This is a genomic window from Xanthomonas sp. 1678, from assembly GCF_031455575.1.
Classification (GTDB): domain Bacteria; phylum Pseudomonadota; class Gammaproteobacteria; order Xanthomonadales; family Xanthomonadaceae; genus Xanthomonas_A.
The window spans coordinates 38,656-62,358 of record NZ_JAVDSZ010000002.1; the positions used below are offsets into that span (position 1 = coordinate 38,656).

Annotated in this window: 19 protein-coding genes; 7 read left to right on the top strand and 12 right to left on the bottom strand. The window is 71.3% G+C overall.

Going from position 1 to position 23,703, the window contains the following annotated elements; all coding sequences use genetic code 11:
• The first annotated feature begins 10 nt into the window (after nt 1–10).
• Complete coding sequence (ung, locus tag J2Y70_RS03465) at nt 11–739, top strand: uracil-DNA glycosylase (RefSeq protein ID WP_263395973.1); 729 nt, start codon at nt 11–13, stop codon at nt 737–739.
• Nucleotides 740–959: 220 nt separating this feature from the next.
• Complete coding sequence (rpoH, locus tag J2Y70_RS03470; protein WP_309913373.1) at nt 960–1,838, top strand: RNA polymerase sigma factor RpoH; 879 nt, start codon at nt 960–962, stop codon at nt 1,836–1,838.
• A 135-nt stretch (nt 1,839–1,973) separates the two neighbouring features.
• Here the strand turns inward: rpoH and J2Y70_RS03475 are convergent, their stop codons facing one another.
• Both J2Y70_RS03475 and J2Y70_RS03480 read right to left on the bottom strand, forming a co-directional pair.
• Nucleotides 1,974–2,594 carry a trimeric intracellular cation channel family protein gene (locus tag J2Y70_RS03475; protein WP_309913378.1) on the bottom strand — a complete coding sequence of 207 codons (621 nt, stop codon included), beginning with the start codon at nt 2,592–2,594 and terminating at the stop codon, nt 1,974–1,976.
• Between the two features lie 55 nt (nt 2,595–2,649).
• Complete coding sequence (locus J2Y70_RS03480; RefSeq protein WP_309913381.1) at nt 2,650–3,957, bottom strand: NAD(P)/FAD-dependent oxidoreductase; 1,308 nt, start codon at nt 3,955–3,957, stop codon at nt 2,650–2,652.
• A gap of 248 nt (nt 3,958–4,205) precedes the next feature.
• Between J2Y70_RS03480 and J2Y70_RS03485 the strand changes: the two genes are divergently transcribed.
• The gene (locus J2Y70_RS03485) at nt 4,206–5,873 is read left to right on the top strand and encodes a VanW family protein (RefSeq protein WP_309913384.1); all 1,668 of its coding nucleotides are present in this window, start codon (nt 4,206–4,208) and stop codon (nt 5,871–5,873) included.
• A gap of 30 nt (nt 5,874–5,903) precedes the next feature.
• On the opposite strand, the gene J2Y70_RS03490 is transcribed toward J2Y70_RS03485, so the two are convergent.
• Nucleotides 5,904–8,093, bottom strand: coding sequence for a primosomal protein N' (locus tag J2Y70_RS03490; protein ID WP_263395968.1), 2,190 nt, complete (start codon nt 8,091–8,093; stop codon nt 5,904–5,906).
• Between the two features lie 463 nt (nt 8,094–8,556).
• Here J2Y70_RS03490 and J2Y70_RS03495 point away from each other — a divergent pair, with 463 nt between their 5' ends.
• The 3 genes from J2Y70_RS03495 to sppA all read left to right on the top strand — a co-directional run bounded on the left by J2Y70_RS03495 (nt 8,557) and on the right by sppA (nt 13,522).
• Nucleotides 8,557–10,017 carry a hypothetical protein gene (locus J2Y70_RS03495; RefSeq protein ID WP_309913388.1) on the top strand — a complete coding sequence of 487 codons (1,461 nt, stop codon included), beginning with the start codon at nt 8,557–8,559 and terminating at the stop codon, nt 10,015–10,017.
• Nucleotides 10,018–10,180: 163 nt separating this feature from the next.
• Nucleotides 10,181–11,548 carry an MATE family efflux transporter gene (locus tag J2Y70_RS03500; RefSeq protein ID WP_309913391.1) on the top strand — a complete coding sequence of 456 codons (1,368 nt, stop codon included), beginning with the start codon at nt 10,181–10,183 and terminating at the stop codon, nt 11,546–11,548.
• A gap of 75 nt (nt 11,549–11,623) precedes the next feature.
• Nucleotides 11,624–13,522 (top strand): signal peptide peptidase SppA, encoded by a 1,899-nt coding sequence (sppA, locus tag J2Y70_RS03505; protein ID WP_309913394.1) that lies wholly within the window; start codon nt 11,624–11,626, stop codon nt 13,520–13,522.
• 79 nt (nt 13,523–13,601) lie between these two features.
• Here sppA and J2Y70_RS03510 read toward each other — a convergent pair whose 3' ends face one another.
• Nucleotides 13,602–13,829 (bottom strand): hypothetical protein, encoded by a 228-nt coding sequence (locus tag J2Y70_RS03510; protein WP_309913398.1) that lies wholly within the window; start codon nt 13,827–13,829, stop codon nt 13,602–13,604.
• 63 nt (nt 13,830–13,892) lie between these two features.
• Here J2Y70_RS03510 and J2Y70_RS03515 point away from each other — a divergent pair, with 63 nt between their 5' ends.
• Complete coding sequence (locus tag J2Y70_RS03515; protein WP_263395963.1) at nt 13,893–14,666, top strand: SDR family oxidoreductase; 774 nt, start codon at nt 13,893–13,895, stop codon at nt 14,664–14,666.
• Between the two features lie 177 nt (nt 14,667–14,843).
• Here the strand turns inward: J2Y70_RS03515 and J2Y70_RS03520 are convergent, their stop codons facing one another.
• The 8 genes from J2Y70_RS03520 to dprA all read right to left on the bottom strand — a co-directional run bounded on the left by J2Y70_RS03520 (nt 14,844) and on the right by dprA (nt 23,607).
• The gene (locus J2Y70_RS03520) at nt 14,844–15,515 is read right to left on the bottom strand and encodes a DUF4124 domain-containing protein (RefSeq protein WP_309913403.1); all 672 of its coding nucleotides are present in this window, start codon (nt 15,513–15,515) and stop codon (nt 14,844–14,846) included.
• A gap of 1 nt (nt 15,516) precedes the next feature.
• The gene (locus J2Y70_RS03525) at nt 15,517–16,233 is read right to left on the bottom strand and encodes a DUF4124 domain-containing protein (protein WP_309913406.1); all 717 of its coding nucleotides are present in this window, start codon (nt 16,231–16,233) and stop codon (nt 15,517–15,519) included.
• 64 nt (nt 16,234–16,297) lie between these two features.
• Nucleotides 16,298–16,858, bottom strand: coding sequence for a Sua5/YciO/YrdC/YwlC family protein (locus tag J2Y70_RS03530; RefSeq protein WP_309913409.1), 561 nt, complete (start codon nt 16,856–16,858; stop codon nt 16,298–16,300).
• 595 nt (nt 16,859–17,453) lie between these two features.
• A complete protein-coding gene (locus J2Y70_RS03535; RefSeq protein WP_309913412.1) occupies nt 17,454–19,940 on the bottom strand; it encodes a DNA topoisomerase I in 2,487 nt (828 codons plus the stop codon).
• Between the two features lie 275 nt (nt 19,941–20,215).
• Nucleotides 20,216–21,154, bottom strand: coding sequence for an RDD family protein (locus J2Y70_RS03540; RefSeq protein ID WP_263395958.1), 939 nt, complete (start codon nt 21,152–21,154; stop codon nt 20,216–20,218).
• Nucleotides 21,155–21,193: 39 nt separating this feature from the next.
• Entirely contained in the window at nt 21,194–21,895 is a 702-nt protein-coding gene (locus tag J2Y70_RS03545) for a pilin (protein WP_309914660.1), read from the bottom strand.
• Between the two features lie 40 nt (nt 21,896–21,935).
• Nucleotides 21,936–22,409, bottom strand: coding sequence for a DUF494 family protein (locus J2Y70_RS03550; RefSeq protein ID WP_263395957.1), 474 nt, complete (start codon nt 22,407–22,409; stop codon nt 21,936–21,938).
• Between the two features lie 43 nt (nt 22,410–22,452).
• A complete protein-coding gene (dprA, locus tag J2Y70_RS03555; RefSeq protein WP_309913417.1) occupies nt 22,453–23,607 on the bottom strand; it encodes a DNA-processing protein DprA in 1,155 nt (384 codons plus the stop codon).
• Nucleotides 23,608–23,703: the final 96 nt, after the last annotated feature.

Sequence of the window (23,703 nt, forward strand, 5' to 3'; positions counted from 1 at the left end):
CGGACCCTGCATGAGTAGCGAAGACGACACCCGGATCCAACTGGAACCTTCATGGAAGGCGCAGGTCGGCGACTGGCTGCTGCGCCCGGAGATGCGCGAACTGGCCGTGTTCCTGCGCCAGCGCAAGGCGGCCGGCGCGCGCGTGTTCCCGCCCGGGCGGCAGATCTTCGCCGCGTTCGAGGCGACCCCGTTCGACCGGGTCGAGGTGGTGATCCTCGGCCAGGATCCATACCACGGCTACGGCCAGGCGCACGGGCTGTGCTTCTCGGTGCTGCCGGGGGTGCCGGTGCCGCCGTCGCTGCTGAACATCTACAAGGAGATCGAGGACGACCTGGGCATCCGCCGTCCCGACCACGGCTGCCTGCTGCCGTGGGCGCAGCGCGGCGTGCTGCTGCTCAACGCGGTGCTGACGGTGGAGGAAGGCCGCGCCGGCGCGCACCAGGGCAAGGGCTGGGAGGGCTTCACCGACCACGTCGTAGAGACCCTGAACCGCGAGCGCGAAGGCCTGGTGTTCCTGCTGTGGGGCAGCTACGCCCAGGCCAAGGGCAAGGTCATCGACACCCGCCGCCACCGCGTGCTGAAGGCGCCGCATCCCTCGCCGCTGTCGGCGCACCGCGGCTTCCTGGGCTGCAAGCATTTCTCCGCGGCCAACGAGTACCTGCGCCGCCGCGGCGCCCAGCCGATCGACTGGAGCCTGCCGCCGCGCGCGGCGCTGGACGCGGCGCTGGCCGGCGCCTGAACCGCGGTTCGCCGGAGGCGCGCGACACCCGCCGGATGTACGGAAATTTCGCAGGACAGGTGTTAGGTTTGCCCCTCGTAACCGGTTACGGCTGCCTCCCCACAGCGTTCCAGTGGTCTCTGTCACAGTCTCATTCCTGATCGAGTGTTCCACCAGCGGAACGCAGGAACTTTTTACTGTACCCAGCAGTCCAATTACTTGACTGCTAAGATGAGCCCCTATGAACCAGACCATGCCTGCCACCGCGCTGGTGGCCAACAACCTCCCGATCCCCAGTCCGCTCGGTTCGCTGGATGCCTATATCGGCGCCGTGCACCAGATCCCGGTGCTGACGTCCGAAGAGGAACGCGCGCTGGCGGTGCGCTACCGTGACCAGGAAGACCTGGATGCGGCGCGCGAACTGGTCCACTCGCATCTGCGCTTCGTGGTCCACGTGGCCCGCGGCTACAACGGCTACGGCCTGCCGCTGGGCGACCTGATCCAGGAAGGCAACATCGGCCTGATGAAGGCGGTCAAGCGTTTCGACCCGGAAATGGGCGTGCGCCTGGTCAGCTTCGCGGTGCACTGGATCCGTGCCGAGATGCACGAGTACATCCTGAAGAACTGGCGCATCGTCAAGGTCGCCACGACCAAGGCGCAGCGCAAGCTGTTCTTCAACCTGCGCAAGTCCAAGACCCGCCTGGGCTGGATGAACGCGGCGGAAGTGACCGCGGTCGCCAAGGACCTCAACGTGTCCGAGCGCGAGGTGCTGGAGATGGAGTCGCGCCTGTCCGGTCGCGACATCGGCTTCGATGCGCCGTCCGACGACGATGACGACCACGCGCCGCCGTCGCCGGCCGCCTACCTGATGGCCGCCGAGGAAGATCCCTCGCAGGCCTACGAGCGCGCCGACAGCGAGGACAACCAGCTGCAGCTGCTGCGCGAGGGCCTGGCCGAACTGGATGCGCGTTCGCGCGACATCATCAAGCGCCGCTGGCTGGATGCCGACAGCAAGATCACGCTGCAGGAGCTGGCCGACGAGTACGGCGTGTCGGCCGAGCGCATCCGCCAGATCGAGGCCAATGCGCTGAAGAAGATGAAGGCGTTGTTCGTGGCGTGATCGTCGGTATGGCGCGCATGGGCGGATGATCGATCCGCCAAGCGAAAAGGCCCGGGTTTCCGGGCCTTTTTCGTTGCGCCGCTGCGTGGCGCAGACCGGACTGAAGACCCGCCGTGCGAACGCGCGCGCTGCCGGTTACGGCTCCGGCGGCGGCCGTGCCACCGGCAGGTGCCAGCCGTAGCGGATCGCCATGAAGCGCAGGCCGAAGCAGAGCGTGGCGCCGACCGCCAGTCCCCACGGCTGCGGCAGCTGCAGGACATGCGCCGCGGCGACCACGCCGCCGCCGAGCAGCGCCGCCACCGCGTACAGCTCGGCCTGCAGCACCACTGGCGTACGCGCCACCAGCAGGTCGCGGACGATGCCGCCGCCGATGCCGCTGAGCATGCCGAGCAGGGTCGCGCTGAGCGGACCCAGGCCGAACGCCAGCGCCTTGCTGGTGCCGTACACCGCGAACAGCGCCAGGCCCAACGCGTCGAAGAGTTGCACCGGATTGCGCAGGCGTTCGACCGTGTTGTGGCTGTAGAAGGTCAGCAGCCCGGCCAGGCAGGCGACGCCGAGATAGCGGGCGTCGCCGAGCGCGGCCGGCGGGGTGGCGCCGATCAGCACGTCGCGGGCGATGCCGCCGGAGACCGCGGCCGCGCACGACAGCACCAGCACGCCGAACAGGTCCAGGCGGTGGCGCACGCCGACGGTGGCGCCGCTGATCGCGAACACGAAGGTGCCGAGCAGGTCGAGCAGGAACAGGAAGGTCGCCAAGACGGCACTGCGCAGCGGCAAGGGGCGGTTAGGATCGCAGCCGCGCCGCGGGGTGTCACGCGGCCGGCGGCGGCTTGGGCGTGGTCGGCGCCGGATCGGAATCGCGCGCGTCGTCGCCGAGGATGATCCGCGCCGCGCGCTGGTAGCTCCAGTACGCCCAGGCCCAGTTGAGCAGCACCACCAGGCGGTTGCGGAAGCCGATCAGGAAGAACACGTGCGCGGCCAGCCAGAACCACCAGGCCAGCAGGCCCGACAGCTGCAGGCGGCCGAGATGCACGATCGCGGCCATGCGTCCGATGGTCGCCAGGTTGCCGTAGTCGGCGTAGCGGAACGGCGCATCGCCGGGCAAGCCGCGCAGCCGCTTCGACAGGTTCTCGGCCACGTGCCGGCCCATCTGCTTGGCCGCCGGCGCCACCCCGGGTACCGGCTTGCCGTCGGCCTGCTGCAAGGCGGCCAGGTCGCCGGCGACGAACACCTCCGGATGCCCGGGAACGCTCAGGTCCGGCTGTACCTGCACGCGGCCGCTGCGGTCCAGCGGCACCTCCAGCGTCCGCGCCAGCGGCGAGGCGGCCACGCCGGCGGCCCAGACCACGGTGCGCGCGGGCACGAAGGTGCTGCCCAGCCGGTAGCCGCTGGCGTCGATGTCGGCGACCGGCACGCCGGTCAGCACCTCCACGCCGAGCTTTTCCAATTGTTTCTGCGCCTTGGCCGACAGCCGCTCCGGGAACGAGGCCAGCACGCGCGGGCCGGCCTCGATCAGCCGCACCCTGGCTTCGGCCGGATCGATGCGGCGGAACTCGTGCTTCAGCGTATGCCGCGCGATCTCGGCCAGGGTGCCGGCCAATTCCACCCCGGTCGGGCCGCCGCCGACGATGGCGAAGCTGAGCCAGGCCGCGCGCGCGGCGGGGTCGGTTTCGGCTTCGGCGCGCTCGAACGCCAGCAGCAGGTGGCGGCGCAGATGCAGCGCATCGTCCAGGGTCTTCAGCCCGGGCGCGTGCGCGGCCCACTCGTCGTGGCCGAAATAGGCGTGGGTGGCGCCGGTGGCGACCAGCAGGTAGTCGTAGTCCAGCGTCTCGCCGCCGGCCAGCTGCACCTGCCGCGCCTGCTTGTCCAGATGCACGACTTCGCCCAGTCGCACCTCCACGTTGTCCTGGCTGCGCAGGATCTGCCGCAGCGGCGCGGCGATGTCCGGCGAGGACAGCCCGGCGGTGGCGACCTGGTACAGCAGCGGCTGGAACAGGTGGTGGTTGCGGCGATCGATCAGGGTGATGCGCAGCGGCGCCTTGGCCAGCGCGCGCGTGGCCCACAACCCGGCGAAACCACCGCCGACCACAATCAGGTGCGGCACGGGCGCGCTAGCCATGTGGGATTCCAAGCGGACGGGAAGGCGAAACGCATGCTGCCGGCGAGGCGGCAGCGACGGCGGCATGCGCGGCGCGCGCCGCGCGAGCGGCGCGTTCGCGGCGGCCGACGCTGCATGCAGGAACTGGGGGTTGGAACCGCATGCCCCTATAGTAGCGCGATGGCAGGCGCAGGCAGGGATGCGGGGGGCGCATGGTAGTGCGAGCGACAGCAACAGCGACGGATCGACCTCTCGCATCGCCCGGCGCGGTGCCGTCGCGCTTGGGTGCGCTGCTGTTCGCGGCGAAGACCCGGGTGCTGCAACTGCGCCGCGCGCTGCGCGACCTGCGCGGCGGACCGCGCCGGCATCGCCGCGACATGGGGTTGCCGATCGCCGCGGCGGCGGTCTCCGAATCGGTCACCGCGCTATGGCCCGAGTCGGAAGAAACCTCGCCGCTGCTGGTCGCCGGCAAGATTCACAACCTGCGCGTGGCCGCACGCCTGCTGCACGGGGTCGAGGTGCCGGCCGGGGCGACCTTCGGTTTCTGGCGGCAACTGGGCCGGGCCACGCGCCGGCGCGGCTTCGCCGCCGGCCGCGAACTGCGCGAAGGCTGCCTGGTGCCGTCGATCGGCGGTGGCCTGTGCCAGCTGTCCAATGCGATCTACGACGCGGCGTTGCGCCAGGGCCTGGAGATCGTCGAGCGGCATCGGCACACGCAGGTGATCGCCGGTTCGCTGGCCGAGCGCGATCGCGATGCGGTGGTGTTCTGGAACTACGTCGATCTGCGCCTGCGCGCGGCCTCGGCATGGCGCCTGGAAGTGTGGCTGGATGGCGAGGACCTGCACGTGCGCATCCTCGGTGGCGCGCCGGCGGCCGCTGCGCTGCCGTTGTCGCCGCTGCGGCGCACGCCGGCAGCGACCGCGGCGAACGACTGCACCCGCTGCGGCCGCGAGGCATGCCATCGGCACGTGCCGGCCGCCGCCGCCGCCGGCGTGCGCCGCACCTGGCTGATCGACGAGGACTGGCCGGAATTCACCGCGGACCGCCGGCGCCGCATGCAGCCGGGCGATCGGGTGCTGGCGCTGCGCCGGAGCAGCCTCGCCGCCGTGCAGGCGGCCCTGCTGCAACGCTGGTGGCTACGGCGCGGGCTGCCGTTGCCGCAGGTGCGGCAGCGCGCGCAACGCATCCGCCTGCGCGCGCTGCAGCGCAGGCTCGGCGCGCAGGATGTCGAGCTGGTGGTGCCGCAGAGCCTGTTGCCGGGCCTGTGGCTGGCCGGCGAACTGCAGGGCCGGCGCTGGGACGTGTGCATGACCGCGTTGCCGATGCATCTGTTGCAGGCGCGGCTGGACGTGGCGGCGCAACGGCATCCCGACAGCGCCACGCTGCGCGATTTCCGTGCCGATCCGCTGCTGGTCGAGGCCGAGCGCGCGGCGCTGGCGCAGGCGCGGCACTGGATCACCCCGCATCGCGAATTGCTGGCCTTGGCCGGCAGTCGCGGCATCGCGTTGGAATGGCGACAGCCGCTGTCCGATCCTGCGCCATCCAGCGGCAACGGCGGCGCGGCGCAGGTCCTGCTGGCGGCGTCGGCGCTGGCGCGCAAGGGCGCGTTCGAACTGCGCGAGGCGCTGCGCGGTTTGCCGGTGCAACTGCTGTTGCCGCCCGGCGCGCAGGAGACGCCGCAGTTCTGGAGCGGCATCGACGTGCGCCGGGTCGCCTCGATGGCCGACGGCGTGCAGGCGGCCGCGGTGGTGGTGCTGCCGGCGTGGATCGAACAGCAGCCGCGCGGCGCGCTGCTGGCGCTGGCGCTGGGCAAGCCGGTGATCGCCACCGCCGCCTGCGGCCTGGGCGCGGACGCCGGCACGTGGCGTTGCGTGGAAGCCGGCGACAGCGCCGCGCTGCGCGCGCACCTGGTCGCCGTGCTGGGCTTGCCGGGCTGAGGCGAGCGTGTCGCGGACGCCGCGCTCGCCTCAGTACAGATCCTGCGGATCCACATCCAGCGACCAGCGCACGCGCCGCGCCTGCGGCAGCGCGTAGATCGCCGGCATCGCCGCGTCCAGCACCGCATGCAGCGCGCGCCGAGTCGGTGCCGATAGCAGCAACTGGGTACGCTGGAAACCGGCGCGGCGCGGCATCGGCGCCGGCATCGGCCCGAAACGTTGCACGTCTGCCTGCTCCGGCAGCAGCGCGCGCACCGCACTGAGGAAGGCGTTGGCGTGTTCGACCTGCTTGGCCTCGGCGCGCAGCAGCGCCAGGTGCGCGAACGGCGGGAAGCCGGCGGCCTCGCGCTGCGCCAGTTCGGCCTCGGCGAAGGCGTGGTAGCCACCGTGCACCAGGGTCTCCAGCAGCGCATGGCCGGGGTGGTGGGTCTGCAGCCAGACCTCGCCCGGGCGCGCGGCGCGGCCGGCGCGGCCGGCGACCTGGATCAGCTGCTGCGCCAGTTTCTCGCTGGCGCGGAAATCGGCCGAGAACAGGCCTTCGTCGATGCCGACCACCACCACCCGGGTCAGCTGCGGCAGGTCGTGGCCCTTGGCCAGGATCTGCGTGCCGACCAGGATCCCGGGCTGCGTGCCGAGCGTGGCCAGTTGCGTCTCCAGCGCATCGCGGCGCTGGGTGGTGCCACGATCGATGCGCAGTACCGGCACGTCGGGAAAGGCCTGCAGCAGGCGTTCTTCCAGGCGCTCGGTGCCGATGCCCTGCGGCTGCAGTGCCAGGCTGCCGCAATCCGGGCAGGCCAGCGGCGCCGGCTGCCGCGCGCCGCAGTGGTGGCACTGCAGGCGCCGGCCGCCGGCATGCACGGTCATCGGCGTGGCGTGCAGCGGGGTGCTGCAGCGCTGGCACGGCGCGGTCCAGCCGCAGTCGTGGCACAGCAGCACCGGCGCGTAGCCGCGGCGGTTCTTGAACACCAGCACCTGGCCGCCGTCGGCCAGCGCGCTGCCGATGCCGGCCAGCACCTCCGGCGACAGGCCGTCCTGCAGCGGGCGCTTGCGCACGTCGAGCACGCGCACCGTGGGCGGCCGCGCATCGCCGGCGCGGCGGGTCAGGCGCAGGTGCGCGTAGCGTCCGCCGGCGGCGTTGTGCAGGCTTTCCAGCGACGGCGTGGCGCTGCCCAGCAGCACCGGCACGTCCAGCGCCTTGCCGCGCACCAGGGCGAAATCGCGGGCGTGGTAGCGGATCCCGTCCTGCTGCTTGTAGCTGCCGTCGTGTTCCTCGTCGACCACGATCAGCCCGGCCTGCGGCAGCGGCACGAACACCGCCGAGCGGGTGCCGACCACCACCCGCGCCTCGCCGCGCCAGGCCGCGGCCCAGACCCGCGCGCGCTCGTTGTCGGTGAGCCCGGAATGCAGCGCGTGCACCGGCACGCCCAGGCGCGCGCGGAACCGCGCCAGGGTCTGCGGGGTCAGGCCGATCTCCGGCACCAGCACCAGCGCCTGGCGGCCGCGCGCCAGGCAGGCGGCAATGGCCTGCAGGTAGACCTCGGTCTTGCCGCTGCCGGTGACCCCGTCGAGCAGGAACGGGGCGAAACCGGGCGCGGCGACGACCGCGTCGATCGCCGCCTGCTGTTCCGCGTTCGGGGTGGGGCCGGGCTGCGGCTGCGGCGCCGCAGCGCTGGCCGGCACCGCGATGCGTTCGGCGAAGGCGCGCTTGGCCAGGCTGCGCGCGGCACTGCGCCAGTCGTCCATGGCCTGGTCGAGCCGGTCTTCGTCCACCGCTCCGGCCGCCAGCAGTTCGGCGAAGCGGTGCGGACGGGTCCCCGGGCGGGCGCGATGGCTGGCACCGGCCTCGGTCAGGCGCCAGGCCCAGGCGTGGGTGTCGGGCAGCGCCTCGCCGCGGCGCAGGGTCACCGGCAGCGCGGTCGCCAGCACCTCGCCCAGCGGAGCGTGGCTGTAGCGGGCCAGCCAATGCAGCGAGTCGGCCAGCTCGCCATGCAGCAGCGGCACCGGGTCCAGCCAGGCAAGCGCCTCGCGCAGGCCCTCGCCGTCCTCGACCTGGCCGAGCGCGGCCACCACCCCACTCAGCTCGCGGTTGCCGAACGGCACCCGCAGCCGGCGGCCGACGTCGCCGGCCACGGCGGCGCTGCCGGGCGGCGGCAGGTAGTCGAACAGCTGCGGCAGCGGCAGCGGCAGGGCGACGCGGAGGGTGGCGACGGGGGGCGACATCGACCCTAGTTTAGCGGCCGGGGAACCGGAGCCCGCGGTCTCCCGGCCGTGATCGGCGGCGCCGCCAGTTGGGCGCGACAGCTGCCGCCAAAGTGATAAACAAGTCGTAAATCGTTGCCCCGCTTGGAGAATCGAATTTATCCACACGTGCTGTGGATAAAGCTGTGCATGAAGGGGATGCTCCACGCCGTGAAGACGGATTCACAAGCTTCTGCCACAAGTTGGACAAAAAAGCGCCAATCGAATAAACGCTATGAATAACAACGACTTGGCCGTGAAACATGGCTGCAACATGATTTCACGCCGGGCTTGACAGGGGCTGTGGGCGTGCTCCCGGCACGCTGTGCACAACCCGCCGCCGCGATCCGCCCCGCTGGCGCCTGAAGCAGCCGATCGGCGCGCCCTTGTCAAGCGCGCGGTGCGGCGGCGGCATCGCTATCATCGCGCCGATGATGGAGTTCCGATGACCGCCGCGCCCCCCTCCGACGGCGCGGTCGCCGCGCCCGCCCTGGCCGCCTTCCTGCGCGGCATCGAACGCCGTGCCGCGGTGCTGGCCGAGCTGCAGAGCGGCAGCGTCGAGCGCGGCGCGCCGGCGCTGGCCGCGGCGATGCGCGCGTTCCGCAGCCATGCCGCGACCCTGCCGATGGCCGACTGGCCGCTGCGCTTCTGGAAGCTGCTCGCCGCCGTGCCGTCCCTGCGCCAGGCCGCCACCGCGGCCGGCAGCGGCTGGCCGGCGCCGCTCGCGCATCTGGGCGAGGTGGAGGCGGCCGACCGCCTGGCGCTGCTGCTGCGGATCGTGGCCGGGCTGGACGAGCCGATCGCGGCGCAGGTGTTGCACCAGTCCACCCAGGACTACCAGCAGGCGCTGGCACGGGCCTGTCCGCGCGATGCCGCCGGCCGCCCGGACGCCGCCGGCTGGCGCGCGCTGGCCGAGGCCGCCCAGCAGCACCTGCGCGAGCTGCCGCCGGCACGGCTGCAGGCCTTGGCACAGCTGCGCGACGCGGCCATCGCCAGCGCGGCACCGAGCGCGCCGACGGCGGCGCCCAGGCCCGCGCCACCCGCGCAGGTCCCCACGCGTCGCAGTGCAGGCAGGCGCAGCCCGACCCGGGCACGCCTGGCGGGGGCGGTGATCGTGGTCGTCGCCCTGGCGCTGGTCGGCACCCTGTGGTGGGACCGGTCGCCGTCGCGGCGCGCGGCCGCTGGCGCCGGCACAGATTCGGGGCTGGCGCTGGGCGATACCGGGCCGGTGCAGGTCGAGGAACTGCCGGCCGAGTCCGATGTGGCCACGGCGCCGCCGATGCCGGCCGCGCCGCCGGCGCCGCTGCCGGAACCGGCGGTCTACGACCTGGACTTCTTCGCGTGGTACGCCGCCGGCGCGCCGCCGGCACGGATCGAGCGCAGCGCACCCAGCGCGGAAGAGGCCGCCGAAGCCGCCGCTGCCAACCCGGCCAACCCGGCCACGGGCGTGGCGACCGCGCCGGCCACCACCGCTGCCGCCACGCCGCCGGCGCTGACCCCGGCGCAGTTGCGCGAGCGCCAGGCCGCCTGGGACGCGCTGCACGCCACGGTGCAGGCGCGCCTGCGGCAGGTGGCCAGCGCCTTCGCCGGCCTGCCGGTGGAGCAGCAGCACGCGCTGCGCGCGCAGTTCGCGGCGCTGGATGCGCTGGAGCGCCATGGCTGGCTGCTGGGGCCAGAACTGGGCAGCGAATACTGGGCGCTGCAGCCACTGTTCGGCTACGTGCCCGACGCCCAGCGGCAGACGCTGCTGGACCTGATGCGCACGCTGCCTGCCGATCAGCGCGAGCACCTGGCGCTGTTGTCGCAGCGCACCCCGCCGCAGGACCGCGCGGCGCTGCGCCACGAACTGCTGGCGCAAGCGGCGGAGACGCGCGCGGCCTGGCTGCGCCAACGCAGCGCCCGCTGAACTGCAGCGTCGGGCGGCGTCCTGCCGCTCCGCGCTCCGAATCCCCAATCCCCAATCCCCAATCCCCAATCCCTGCATCACAGGGTAAAATGCCGGCCCTCCGCCACCCGGCGCCGGCGCTTTCCTGCGCGGCCGCAGTCGGCGGGATCGCTAGAGTCTTGCAATGTCTTCGTCCTCCACCCCGGCCTCGGTCCGGGGCCGCGAACTGCGCAGCACGGCGCGGCTCGCCCTGCCGCTGGTCCTGGGGCACATTTCCGCCGGCCTGATCAGCTTCGTCGACAACGTCATCGCCGGGCACCACGGCACCCGCACGCTGGCCTCGGTGACGGTCGGCACCGCGCTGCTGTGGCTGCCGATGATGATCCCGATCGGCACCCTGATCGCGCTGACCGCGTCGGTCTCGCAGCTCGACGGCGGCAAGCGCCACGCGCAGATCGGGCCGATGTTCCGCCAGGCGCTGTGGCTGTCGCTGGGCCTGGGCCTGCTGATGTTCGCGTTCCTGAGCGTGACCCCGATGGTGCTGCCGCAACTGGGCATCGCGCCGGAGATCGTGCCCGGCGCGCGCGACTTCCTGCATGCGATCCGCTGGGGCGTGCCGGCGATGGTGCTGTACTTCTGCATGCGCTACCTGAGCGAGGGCATGCACTGGACGCTGCCGACCATGCTGCTCGGCTTCGGCGGGCTGCTGGTGCTGGCGCCGCTGGGCTACGTGCTGACCTTCGGCCTGTTCGGGTTGCGCGAGCGCGGCGCCGGCGGGCTGGGCATGGCCTCGGCGATCATGATGTGGCTGCAGGCGCTGTGTTTCGCGGTCTACCTGGCGCGTTCCAAGCGGTTCGCGCCGCTGCGTCTGTTCGCGACCTTCGAGGCGCCGGACCTGCGCGCGATCGGCGGGCTGCTGAAGACCGGGCTGCCGATCGGCATCACCATCCTGATGGAAGGCGGCCTGTTCATCGTCACCGCGCTGCTGATCGCGCGGCTGGGCGAGGTGCCGGCGGCCGCGCACCAGATCGCGATCAACGTGGCGCAGCTGTGCTTCATGGTGCCGATGGGCGTGGCCGAGGCGACCACGGTGCGGGTCGGCCGCGCCGCTGGCGGCGGCGATGCGGTGGGCGTGCGCGGCGCGGCCTGGGCCGGCTACACCATCGTGCTCGCCACCCAGGCGCTGTCGGCGCTGGTGCTGCTGTTCGGCCACGACGCCATCGTCGGCGTCTACACCCGCGACATCGCGGTGGCCGGGCTGGCCTCCACGCTGCTGCTGTACGCGGCCGCGTTCCAGTTCCCCGACGGGGTGCAGGTGCTGTCGGCCGGCGCGCTGCGCGGGCTCAAGGACACCCGCGTGCCGATGCTGCTCGCCCTGTGCTCCTACTGGGGCCTGGGCATGCCGCTGGGCGCCGGGCTCGGCCTGTGGCTGGGCTGGGGGCCGCAGGGCATGTGGATCGGGCTGATCCTGGGCCTGAGCGCGGCGGCGGTGATGATGGCCGCGCGCTTCCGGCTCAGCAGCGGGCGCCTGCTCGCCGCCACGGCACCCTGACTTCAGGCGCATGTGCGGCGCCGGCGCAGCCGGTATGCTGCACACGCGCAAGACGCTTCCCTTCCGGAGTTTTCCATGAACCAACCCGTGCGTCGCAGCCCCATCGCCAACTTCTTCGTTGGCCTATGGGATGTGATGAACTTCACCCGCCGGCTGATCCTGAACCTGGTGTTCTTCGGCTTCCTGCTGCTGCTCCTGCTGCTGATCGTGTTCGCGATGGGGCGCGGCGACGGCGCCAAGACGCTGCACGACCGTACGACGCTGCTGATCGCGCCGGAAGGCACCGTGGTCGAGCAGTTCAGCGCCGATCCGGTCAGCCGCGCGCTGACCAAGGCGATGGGCGACAAGGGCGCCGAGGAGATCCAGCTGCGCGACCTGTTGCGCGCGCTGGAAGCGGCCAAGACCGATCCGAAGATCGAGCGCGTGGCGCTGCGCCTGGACAAGCTGCAGCCGGGCGGTTTCGCCTCGGTGCGCGAAGTGGCCGCGGCGCTGCAGGACCTGCGCGCTTCCGGCAAGCAGGTCGTGGCCTACAGCGACAGCCTGAGCCAGTCGCAGTACCTGCTGGCCGCGCAGGCCAACGAGGTCTACCTGGACCCGATGGGCTCGGTGGTGCTGGAAGGCCTGGGCCGCTATCGCCAGTACTTCCGCGAAGGCCTGCAGGACAAGCTCGGCGTCGACGTGCACCTGTTCAAGGTCGGCGAGTACAAGTCCGCCGCCGAGCCTTACGTGCTCGACGCGGCGTCGCCGGCGTCCAAGGAAGCGGACCTGTTCTGGATGAACGACGTGTGGCAGCGCTATGTTGCCGACATCGCCAAGGCGCGCAAGCTGGCGCCCGAGCAGATATCCGCCGGCATCGACACGATGCCCGAGGGTATCGCCGCGGCCGGCGGCGACATGGCCAAGTTCGCGCTGCAGCAGAAGCTGGTCGACGGCCTGAAGACCCGCGAGGAGGTCGAGGAACTGCTGACCAAGCGCGGCGTCGCCGACGACGATGCCGACAGCGGCTTCCGCAACGTCAATCTGGACGCCTATCTGCAGCAGTTGGACCTGCGCCGTTCGCCGGTGGATTCGCGGCCGCAGGTGGCGGTGGTGGTCGCGGCGGGCGAGATCAGCGGCGGCGAGCAGCCGGCCGGGCGTATCGGCGGCGAGTCGACCGCGGAACTGCTGCGCCAAGCGCGCGACGACGAGGCGGTCAAGGCGGTGGTGCTGCGGGTGGATTCGCCGGGCGGCGAAGTGTTCGCCTCCGAGCAGATCCGCCGCGAGGTGGTGGCGCTGAAGGCGGCCGGCAAGCCGGTGGTGGTGTCGATGGGCGACCTGGCCGCGTCCGGCGGCTACTGGATCAGCATGAACGCCGACCGCATCTACGCCGATCCATCGACGATCACCGGCTCGATCGGCATCTTCGGCATGATCCCCAACCTGACCCGCAGCCTGGACAAGATCGGCGTGCACACCGACGGCGTCGGCACCACCCGGTTCGCCGGGGCGTTCGACGTCACCCGGCCGATGGATCCGGCGGTGGGGCAGGTGATCCAGTCGGTGATCAACAAGGGCTACGCCGATTTCACCGGCAAGGTCGCGCAGGCGCGCAGCAAGCCGGTCGAGGCGATCGACCAAGTCGCGCGCGGCCGCGTGTGGAGCGGTGCGCAGGCCAAGGAACGCGGCCTGGTGGACGCGTTCGGCGGCTTCAAGGACGCGGTGGCCGATGCCGCCGCGCGGGCCAAGCTGGGCGAGCGCGATAAGTACCGCGTGCGCTACATCGAGAAGCCGGCCACGCCGTTCGCGCAGTTCGTCAGCGGCTTCGCCAGCAGCCGCATGGGCGCCTGGATGCTGGGCGATTCGGCGCTGGCGCATGCGGTACTGGCGCGCAGCATGCCGGAGCTGGATACGCAGTTGCGCTTCGTGCAGGACGCCACCGACAAGCGCAACGGCGCACCGGTCAAGGCGCTGGCCTACTGCTTCTGCGGCTTGTGAGCCAGGCATGAGGCAAGCGCGTCCGCCCGCTGGCGGGCGCGCTGCGAGCGACCCAGAACGCCGGCCGATGCCGGCGTTTTTATTGCCCGGTAGCGGCGTCGATCGCCCCGTTCTGTGCGGCCGCGGCCTGCTCGGTGCCGGCCTGCGCCTGTTTGGCGCGGTCCAGCGGCTGCGCGATCGCCGCGCGCAGCGCGCCGGCCTGCGGCTCGGGCGGCTTGTCCGCCGGTTTCGGCGGTGCCGGCTTGCATGCGGCCAGCGCGACCAGCAGCGAGAGTGCCAACGTCAGCAAGCGCAATGATCCGTGCATAGGGGCGACCTCGTTGAGCGTGGGCGTTATCCTACGCCCACCCCGGCGCAGACAGGCAAGGCGATGCAGCAACGTTGGCGGCTGGACGGACAGACCGCATTGATCACCGGCGCCAGCGCCGGCATCGGCCTGGCGATCGCGCGCGAACTGCTCGGCTTCGGCGCCGAGCTGATGCTGGTGGCGCGCGACATCGACGCGCTGGAAGCGGCGCGCGACGAGCTGGCCGACGCCTTTCCCGAGCGCCGCATCCTGGCGCTGGCCGCGGACGTGGCCGACGACGAGGACCGCCGCGAGATCCTGGACTGGGTCGAGGACCATGCCGACGGCCTGCACCTGCTGGTCAACAATGCCGGCGGCAACCTCAGCAAGGCGGCGGTGGACTACACCGAGGACGAGTGGCGCGGCATCTTCGAGACCAACCTGTTCTCCGCGTTCGAGCTGTCGCGCTATGCGCATCCGCTGCTGGCGCAGCATGCGGCCGCGGCGATCGTCAACGTCGGCAGCGTGTCCGGGCTGACCCACGTGCGCAGTGGCGCGCCGTACGGCATGACCAAGGCCGCGTTGCACCAGCTGACCCGCAACCTTGCCGCCGAATGGGCCGAGGACGGGATCCGGGTCAATGCGGTGGCGCCGTGGTACATCCGCACCCGCCGCACGTCAGGCCCGCTGTCGGATCCGGACTACTACGAACAGGTGATCGAGCGCACGCCGATGCGCCGCATCGGCGAACCGGAGGAAGTGGCGGCCGCGGTCGGCTTCCTGTGCCTGCCGGCGGCCAGCTACATCACCGGCGAATGCATCGCGGTGGACGGCGGATTCTTGCGCTACGGGTTCTAGGGTTTTTCTCTTGCCTGCTCATTGCTGCAGCAGTGCCTCAACCCGGTTCCGGCCGCGCGCGGTAACCCTGTAGGAGCGGCTTCAGCCGCGACCGAGGCTTTCCCGGCAATGCCCGGTCGCGGCTGAAGCCGCTCCTACAGGGAGCATCGTCGGAATCGAAGTGCGCGATCGCGCGCGCTACTTCGGCGCGCCGCAACTGCTCGCGTCGAACAGTTGCTGGCGGCGCAGGAATTCCTGCCGCAGCTGCTCGGCGTGGTCGGGGACGGCGAAGCGCCAGTGCGTTTCGGCTTCGGCCACGTAGCTCGTCCAGGCATCGCAGGCGCCGGCCTCGGGCAGCGCTTCGCAGCGGTCGCGGATCACTTCGCAGGCGCTGCCGCCGGCCTTGTCGGGGCTGCCGTCCAGGCCGACGGTGCGCAACGGCACGCAGCGCGGGGTCGGCTCGGCGGCTTCGCCGACATAGCGCTGCTGTTCGCGGGTGACGCATGCATACAGCGGAGGCGGCGGCAGGCGCGGTGCGGCGTCTGTGGCCGGCGTGGGCGGCGTTGGTGGAGGATCGGATGGCGCGACGGCAGCGGCTGCGGCCGTCGCTGCGGGAGCAGCCGTCGTTGCAGATGCGGCTCCCGGCGCCGGCGAGGGTGCCGCCGCGGCGGGCGCAGCGCTCGGCACATAGGCGGGCGCGCGGCCGACGCCCTGCATGATCTTCTTTTCCTGGCGCACGCCCTTGGGGCAGGGCTGGTTCTGCAGGGTCAGGCCGCCGTGCGCATCGGTGCAGCGATAGAACACCACGTCCTCGGCATGCGCGACGCCGGCGCAGGCCAGCAGCGCCGCGAGGCAGGCGACGCTGCGCATCTCAGCTGCCGCCGCAGTCGCGGTCGAGGCGCGCATCGATGCCGCGCTGTTCGGTTTCCAGTGCGCGGCGCTCGCTCTGCAGCGCGCTGTTGTAGCGACGGATCAATTCCCAGCGGCGGTCGGCCAGGCGCGCGCACACTTCCTGCGGCGGCAAGGCGTTGCAGGTGTCGCGGACCAGGGTGCTGCCGGCCGGCACCACCACGCTGCCGCCGACTGGATACTCCGGCCGCGGCGGCCGCGGGCCACCGCCACCGCCGTGGCCATGGCGAGGGCCGCTGCCGTAGCCGCCGACATAGCCGATCGCCCACAGCGGCACCCAGCGCGGATTGCCCTCGTTGTCGTCGCTGGTATAGCGCTCGCCCTCGCTGGTGACGCATTCGTACATGGGCTGCGGCGGCTGCACGGTGACGATGCGGATCTCGCGCTGCGGCAGCGGCGCCGGCGCCGCCGCGGCGCTAGCGGGATCGGTGCTGAGCGTGGTGGTCGGGCGCGGCGGCGGATCGCGCGGACGCTGCATGTCCAGCACCTGTTGCTGGCGTGCGTTCTCGCAGGGCGCGTTCTGCAGGCTGACCGCGCCGGCGCTGCCGACGCAGCGGTAGATGCGTACCGATCCCTGGGCGCCATCGCTGCTGGTGGTCTGCTTGCTCTGCGCCCAGGCGGCAGCGGCCAGCGGCAACAGCGCGGTCAGGAGCAGGGCGGGGCGGGCGATGGCAGGCATGCGCGCATCTTGCGCGCCTTCGCCGGCCATGGAAAGCAGGGGCGGGCAGGCCCTCGTGACGCGCTCAGGCGCGCAGGATCTCGCCGCTGATCGCGTCGCGGATCGGCGTCGGCTGGGCCAGGTCGCCGGTCTGCCCATCGACCACGCCATCGAGCGCGGCCAGCAGCTGCGGGTCCAGGTCGGCGCGCTGCCGCGCCGGCGGCTCGCCGCCGCGGTTGGCGCTGGTCGAGACCAGGGCACCGCCCCAGGCGCGGCACAGCGCGGCCACCTGCGGATGCGCGCTGATCCGCACCGCGATGCTGCGGTGCGCGCCGGTGACCCAGCGTGGCGCCTGCGCCGCGGCCGGCAGCACCCAGGTATGCGCTCCGGGCCAGCTGCCCAGCACCGCGGCCAGGCGCGCCGGCGGCAGCGCCGCCAGGTCGAGCAGCGGGCGCAACGGTTCCAGTTCGGCGGCGACCACGATCAGGCCCTTCTCCACCGGGCGCTGCTTGATCCGCAGCAGCCGGGTCACCGCCGCTTCGTCGTGCGGATCGCAACCCAGGCCCCACACCGCTTCGGTCGGATAGGCGATCACTCCGCCCTGCTGCAGGACGGCGACGGCTTGGCTGAGCGACAGATCGGTCATGTGCGCATGATGCGGCAGGCGGTTGCCGGGGGGCAATGATGGGATGGGGACTCGGGACTCGGGACTCGGGACTCGGGATTCGCGAAGAGCGAAGAGCGAAGAGCGAAGCACGTGTTTCTGGTGGTTCGAGCTTTGTGGCGCGATGCGGGCAGGCGGGGGTTGCTTGCCGCGTAGCTGCAGCGATCGAGGGCTTTCTGTATCAGCCGCGGTGCAAGTGCAGGGCGTCCGGGGGGGCTTAGATTGCGGCGCTATTGAGCTCTTGCCGTGACGGATTGCCCGTGAGGCCATCCGAAGGCCCGTCGCTACTGAAGTCGCTCGTGCAGGTGCGTCGCCTGGATCGGTTGCGCCAGATCGCCTGGCGTCGTTCGCAGCGTGGCATGGGGTCATCCCGCATGGCAGTAGCGCGCTGCCGCGATGGCACGCACATGCGCCTTCGCCATGTGGGAGCGACTTCAGTCGCGACGGGTCTTCCCAGGAACGCCCGTCGCGACTGAAGTCGCTCCCACAAGGGGCGTTGTCGGGATCGGGTTTCGCCAAGTCGCCCTGGCGTTGCGTCGCTCCCGCGGATGTCGCATCCGGCGGGAGCGTGGCCGGATCAGGCCGGCTTGGCCGCGGCCTTCTTGACCGCTTTCTTGACGGCTTTCTTCGCGGTCTTCTTCGCCGCTTTCTTGACCGCCTTCTTCGCCGCGGGCTTGGCCGGGGCGTCGGCCGGGGCCTTCTTGGCCGCGCTCTTCTTCGGCGCGGCTTCCTTCTTGGCTGCGGCCTTCTTCGCGCCGAAGCCGCGCCGTGCCGGCTTGCCGGTCTCTTCCAGCAGCTTCTGCACCTCTTCCAGGGTCAGCGTGGCCGGTTCGCGATCCTTGGGGATCTTGCCGTTGAGCTTGCCGTCGCTGATGTACGGGCCGAAGCGGCCGTTGAGCACCTGGATGTCGCTGCCGTCGAATTCCTTGATGATGCGGTTGCGCGCGATCTCTTCCTTCTCTTCGATCAGGAACACCGCGCGTGCCAGGTCGATGGTGTACGGGTCGTCTTCCTTCTTCAGCGAGGCGTAGACGCTGCCTCGCTTGGCGAACGGCCCGAAGCGGCCGATGCCGACGCTGACGTCCTCGCCCTTGTCCTCACCCAGCGCGCGCGGCATCAGGAACAGCTCCAGCGCGTCTTCCAGGGTGATGGTGTGCATGCTCTGGCCCGGCCGCAGCGAGGCGAACTTGGGCTTGTCCTCGGCGTCCTCGGCGGTGCTGCCGATCGCCGCGTACGGCCCGAACCGGCCCAGCCGCACGCTGACCGGCTTGCCGGTCTTGGGATCGGTGCCGAGTTCGCGCGCGCCGGTGGCCTCGGAGCGGTCCACCGATTCCTTCTTCTCCTCGACCAGTTCCTTGAACGGGCCCCAGAACTTCTCCATCAGCGGCCGCCATTCCTCCTCGCCGCGCGACACCGCGTCCAGCTCGTCCTCGAGCTTGGCGGTGAAGTCGTAGTCGACGTAGCGGGTGAAGTGGCCGGACAGGAACTTGCTGACCGCGCGGCCCACGTCCGACGGGCGGAAGCGGCGTGCGTCCAGTTCCACGTACTTGCGGAACAGCAGGGTCTGGATGATCGAGGCGTAGGTCGAGGGACGGCCGATGCCGTATTCCTCGAGCGTCTTGACCAGCGAGGCTTCCGAGTAGCGCGGCGGCGGCTCGGTGAAATGCTGGTCGGCATGGATGCGGTCGAGCGGGATGCGGTCGCCGGGTTTCATCGGCGGCAGCTTGCGGCCTTCGTCCTCGTCCTCGGCGGCCTTCTGGTCCTTGCCTTCCTCGTACACGGCCAAAAAGCCCGGGTCGATCACCGTGGTGCCGCTGGCGCGGAAGCTGTGCTCGTTGCCGGCAGCCAGTTCCACGGTGACGGTGTTCATCGTCGCCGGCACCATCTGGCAGGCTACCGCGCGCTTCCAGATCAGCTCGTACAGGCGGCGGCCGTCGTCGTCCAGGTACTTGGCCATCTGCGCCGGCGTGCGCAGCGCGGCGGTCGGTCGGATCGCCTCGTGCGCTTCCTGCGCGTTCTTGGACTTGGTCTGGTACATGTTCGGCTTGTCCGGCAGCGCGCCGGTGCCGAAGTCGCGCGCGATCACGTCGCGGATCTCGGCCAGCGCGTCCTGCGACAGGTTCACCGAGTCGGTACGCATGTAGCTGATCAGGCCGACTGTGCCTTCGTCGCCCAGGGTCACGCCTTCGTACAGCTTCTGCGCCACGCGCATGGTGCGGCTGGTGGTGAAGCCGAGCTTGCGCGAGGCCTCCTGCTGCAGCGTGGAGGTGGTGAACGGCGGCGCCGGGCGGCGCTTGCGCTCCTTGCTGGCCACGTCGGTGACGTGCAGCGCGCCCTGTGCGGCCTTCTGCAGGCGCATCCGCGCGTCTTCGGCGGTGTCGCCGTCGGTGATGGTGAACTGCTCGAACTTCTGCCCGTCGAGCTTGACCAGCTTGGCCGCGAACGGCTGCGAGGGATGCAGGCAGTCGGCGCCGATGCTCCAGTATTCGCGGGCGACGAAGGCTTCGATCTCTTCCTCGCGCTCGACGATCATGCGCAGCGCCGGCGACTGCACGCGGCCGGCGGACAGGCCGCGCTGCACCTTGCGCCACAGCACCGGCGACAGGTTGAAGCCGACCAGGTAGTCCAGCGCGCGCCGCGCCTGCTGCGCATCGACCAGGTCCACGGCGATCTGCCGCGGGTTGGCCATCGCTTCCTTGATCGCGCGCGGGGTGATTTCGGTGAACACCACCCGGTGCAGCGGCTTGTCCTTGAGCAGCCCGCGTTCCTTCAGGATCTCCGCGATGTGCCAGCTGATCGCCTCGCCCTCGCGATCCGGGTCGGTCGCCAGATAGATGTCTTCGGCGACCTTGGCGGCCTTGGCGATGGCCTCGACGTGCTTCTCGTTCTTCTCGATCAGCGCGTAGCGCATCGCGAAGCCGTCGTCCGGATCCACCGCGCCCTCTTTCGGGATCAGGTCGCGCACGTGCCCATACGAGGCCAGGACGTGGAAGTCCTTGCCGAGGTATTTGTTGATCGTCTTGGCCTTGGCGGGCGATTCGACGATGAGCAGGTGCTTGGACATGATGAGGTGGGCTTCGAATGGGCGGGGCGGGCGCCCTGGGGGCGGTAGGGTGGCGCAATTGCTCCGGTTAGTGAAGCGTTGCGGTGGTTCAGAGCGGCCGACGCCCGGGGCGGACACCCCGGGCGTTCAGCTGCGTCTCTTTTTATTAGTGGACATGTCCGGCGGCGGCTGTCAAGCGCCCCCTCCCCGCCACGCCGGAATTGCCAAGCTCGCGGGGCTTTACCGACTTCCGTTCTTCCGGTCCCGAGTCCCGGGTCCCGAGTTCCGGCCGTCCGTCAGTGCCAATCGCCGCTGGCAGCCACCCCGATCAGCAACAGCACCACCAGCAGGACCCCGACCATCAGCACGCCGAACAGCGACAGGATCACCACGGTGACCGTGCCGAGCTTGCGTTGCTGCCATTCCGGGTGGTCGGTGTAGGCCCACTTGTCCACCACCAGGGTGTCGCAGAGCATGTCGTGCAGGGCCTGCTTGCGCTCGGTGAAGGCGGCCATCAGGAAGCCGATGAAGATGGTCAGGCTGCTCAGCAGGAAGCCGAAGTAGCGGCCGATGCCGCGGCCGACGCTGATCCGGCTGCCGTCGGTGCGCACCACCTTGATGCCGACCGCCATCTTGCCCAGCGTGGCCTGCTTGGTCGAGGCGTGGAACAGGCCGAAGTACAGCGCCGACATCGCCAGCGGCACCAGGTACACCAGCACCAGCATGATGATGCCGCCGGGCGTGCTGAAGTCCGGGCTGCCGCCCAGGCTGCTGAAGCCGAAGAAGGCCAGCATGATCGCGAACTGGATCACCTGCGCGACCATGCCGACCAGCATGCCGTCGATCAGGTAGGCGGCGGTGCGCTTCCAGAAGCCGGCCTGCACCACTTCGCCGCCGGCGACGAAGCGCGGTTCCTCGCCGAGCGTGGCGGCGGGAGCGGCATACGGCGAATGGACCGCGGCACCGGTGTCGGGCGAGGTCCAGGCCGCCGGCAAGGCCTGCGCGGGCGGCGCCGGCGGCGCTTCGGCGGGGTCGCTGGGCGGCAGCGCGGCCGGTGCCTGGGTCAGGCCCAGCTCGTCGACGAAATCGGCCAGCGGATGCCATTCGCTGAGGCCGTCGCGCCAGACCAGCGTGGTCAGGCCCACTTCGCCGCGCTGGAAGCGCTGCTGCAGTTCGTCGGCCGGCATCGGTCCATGGCGCTGCTGCGCAGCGTCGGCGTAGTACCACTCACTCATTCCTGTTCCCCAGGTTGCGATCGAAAAATCCGTTTCCGCTCAGCCGCCGCGGCAATGCGCGGGCAGGTAGCGGTCGTCCAGCTCGGAACTGCAGTTCCAGGCCGCAGCCTGCGCATCGTAATCCAGCCACAGCGCCTTGCCATCCAGCTTGTCCTTGCCGGGCGCGTGCAACGTGGCTTCCAGGCCGCAATGGCCGTTGTCGAAACGGCCGATGCGTACCTGTGCGACGAATTCGCTGGCGTAGCTTTGCGGGGTGCCGAAGCCGGCATCGCCGTTCACCGGACAGCGCCCCTGCTGCGTGGCGAAGCCCGAGATCTGGGGCTTCAGCGGGGTGATGCTGCCGATCGCCAGCGTCGCCTTGGTGCGCAGGGTGTAATCCTGGTACGCGGGCAAGGCGATGGCGGCGAGAATGCCCGCCACTGACAGCAACACCGCGCCCGCCACGACCGCCACGAGCGCGCCGACGCCGCAGCCGGACAGGCTGTTGCGCGGCGCCATGGTGGGCATGGCCGCGGCAGTGCTCGCTGCTGGAGGCAGTGGCGGCGGTGGCGGCGGCGTCACCGCCGCGGGCAGGCCCAGTTCCGCGGCGAGCGCCTGCAGCGGCTGCCATTCCGGCATGCCCTCGCGCCACACCAGGGTGGTGCGTTCCAGCAGCCCGTCGCGCACCCGCTCGCGCAGCTCGGCCGCGCTCAACGGGCCGTGCCGGTGGCGTGCCGCGTCGGCGTAATACCACGCGCTCAGGGCGGGGTCCTCGTGCATCCGTGCATGGCCGGTCAGTGGCTCAGTGCACCGGCTCCGGCTCGTCGACGAACATCTGCGTTTCCATCCACGCGTAGGCCGCCTCGGCGCCGGGCTGGTTGAACAGCACCATCAGCACCACCCATTTCAGGTCGTCCAGGTCCAGTTCGTCCTGGTCCAGCGCCATCGCCCGGTCCAGCACCAGCTCGCGCTGGTCGCTGTCGAGGATGCCGTGTTGTTCCAGGAACAGCAGGAAGCCGCGGCATTCCACGTCGAGCTTGTCCAGCTCGGGGCCGTGGAAGATGCGGATCGGACCGTCCACGCGCGGCTGCGCCACCGCCGGGCGCTGGTCGGCCAGGGCATCGAGCCAGTCGAACGCCTTGCTGATCTCGGTGGGGCTGAAGCCGGCCTGGATCAGGCCATTCTGGAGGGAGTCGCGATCGCGGACCGGGTCCGCATCCTCGCTGAAATAGTGTTCGAACAGGTACAGCAGGACATCCAGAATGCTCTCTTTCATTGCCCCTCGGCCTGCGTCGCTAGACGCTGTGGAGGTGAAGAAACTAGGGTTTGCGGGTGTAACGACCTCGTTCGACCGCCACGTAGCCATCCAGTTCCATGGCCAGCAGCATGGAGGAGGCCGCCGCGGCCGTCAATCCGGTGCGCGCGATCAATGAATCCATACAGGTGGGGTCGTGACCCAGCGCCTGCCACAAGCGCTGGTAGTCGGGATCTGGGAAGGACGGCGTGACGCCGGGGTCGTCGGCGAACCTCTCAGTGGGGGCGGCAAGGCGTCCGCGCAAGGCGTCGGCCAGTTCGGCGGCCAGCGGCGCGACCCCGGCCAGGACCTCCTCGGCGCTCTCGACCAGGCCGGCACCGTCGCGGATCAGGCGATGGCAGCCGCGCGCCAGCGGGTTGTGGATCGAGCCGGGCACCGCGAACACCTCGCGCCCGGCCTCTGCGGCCAGGCGCGCGGTGATCAGCGCGCCGGAACGGGCGGCGGCCTCGATCACCAGCGTGGCCAACGCCAGCCCGGCGATGATCCGGTTGCGCGCCGGGAAGTGGCTGGGCCGTGGCGGCGTACCCGGCGGATGCTCGCTGACCACCGCGCCATGCGCGGCGATGCGTTCGCGCAGGGCGGCGTGCTGGCGCGGATAGGCCAGGTCGGCGCCGGTGCCGACCACCGCCACGGTGAGCCCGTCCTGGCGCGACAGCGCGGCCGTGTGCGCGGCGGCGTCGACCCCGGCGGCCATGCCGCTGGTCACCGCGAGCCCGGCCGTGGCCAGCGCCAGGGCGAAGCGGGATGCGTTGTCGCGGCCGCCGGCGCTGGGCGCGCGACTGCCGACCACGGCCACCGCCGGATGCCACAGCGCCGCCGGATCACCTTCCAGGTACAGCGCCAGCGGCGGGTTGGGCGCGCGCAACAGCAGTGCCGGGTAGTCCGGGTCGTGGCAGCCGAGCAGGTGCCGGCGCGGCTGCGCCAGCCAGGCCAGCGCGGCGTCCATCGCGGCGCGGTCGGGGTGGCGCAGCGCCGCGATCTGCGCCGCATCCAGCCCGGCGTCGCGCCAGGCGGCCGCGCCGGCGTGCAAGGCGGCGGCGGGGCTGCCGCAGCGTTCGAGCAGGCGCCGGCGCGGAGCGCTGGCGCCGCCGGCCAGCGACAGCGCCAGCAGCGCCGGGTCGGCACCGGTGGAGGGGGCGTGGCTGGGCAGGGCGGGCATGGACCGGTTCCCGGGGCGGCGACGGTCCCCAGGCTAGGCCGCAAACGCAGACGGCGCCCTCGGGCGCCGTCTGTTGCGGATGTAGGACTTGCCCGC

Excerpts from the sequence above, each read along its gene's own strand:
- J2Y70_RS03500 (WP_309913391.1), top strand. The coding sequence starts at position 10,181 with ATGTCTTCGTCCTCCACCCCGGCCTCGGTCCGGGGCCGCGAACTGCGC.
- J2Y70_RS03550 (WP_263395957.1), bottom strand. The coding sequence starts at position 22,409 with ATGAAAGAGAGCATTCTGGATGTCCTGCTGTACCTGTTCGAACACTAT.
- rpoH (WP_309913373.1), top strand. The coding sequence starts at position 960 with ATGAACCAGACCATGCCTGCCACCGCGCTGGTGGCCAACAACCTCCCG.
- J2Y70_RS03535 (WP_309913412.1), bottom strand. The coding sequence starts at position 19,940 with ATGTCCAAGCACCTGCTCATCGTCGAATCGCCCGCCAAGGCCAAGACG.
- J2Y70_RS03480 (WP_309913381.1), bottom strand. The coding sequence starts at position 3,957 with ATGGCTAGCGCGCCCGTGCCGCACCTGATTGTGGTCGGCGGTGGTTTC.
- J2Y70_RS03520 (WP_309913403.1), bottom strand. The coding sequence starts at position 15,515 with ATGCGCAGCGTCGCCTGCCTCGCGGCGCTGCTGGCCTGCGCCGGCGTC.
- dprA (WP_309913417.1), bottom strand. The coding sequence starts at position 23,607 with ATGCCCGCCCTGCCCAGCCACGCCCCCTCCACCGGTGCCGACCCGGCG.
- J2Y70_RS03530 (WP_309913409.1), bottom strand. The coding sequence starts at position 16,858 with ATGACCGATCTGTCGCTCAGCCAAGCCGTCGCCGTCCTGCAGCAGGGC.
- J2Y70_RS03490 (WP_263395968.1), bottom strand. The coding sequence starts at position 8,093 with ATGTCGCCCCCCGTCGCCACCCTCCGCGTCGCCCTGCCGCTGCCGCTG.
- ung (WP_263395973.1), top strand. The coding sequence starts at position 11 with ATGAGTAGCGAAGACGACACCCGGATCCAACTGGAACCTTCATGGAAG.
- J2Y70_RS03510 (WP_309913398.1), bottom strand. The coding sequence starts at position 13,829 with ATGCACGGATCATTGCGCTTGCTGACGTTGGCACTCTCGCTGCTGGTC.
- sppA (WP_309913394.1), top strand. The coding sequence starts at position 11,624 with ATGAACCAACCCGTGCGTCGCAGCCCCATCGCCAACTTCTTCGTTGGC.
- J2Y70_RS03540 (WP_263395958.1), bottom strand. The coding sequence starts at position 21,154 with ATGAGTGAGTGGTACTACGCCGACGCTGCGCAGCAGCGCCATGGACCG.
- J2Y70_RS03515 (WP_263395963.1), top strand. The coding sequence starts at position 13,893 with ATGCAGCAACGTTGGCGGCTGGACGGACAGACCGCATTGATCACCGGC.
- J2Y70_RS03495 (WP_309913388.1), top strand. The coding sequence starts at position 8,557 with ATGACCGCCGCGCCCCCCTCCGACGGCGCGGTCGCCGCGCCCGCCCTG.
- J2Y70_RS03525 (WP_309913406.1), bottom strand. The coding sequence starts at position 16,233 with ATGCCTGCCATCGCCCGCCCCGCCCTGCTCCTGACCGCGCTGTTGCCG.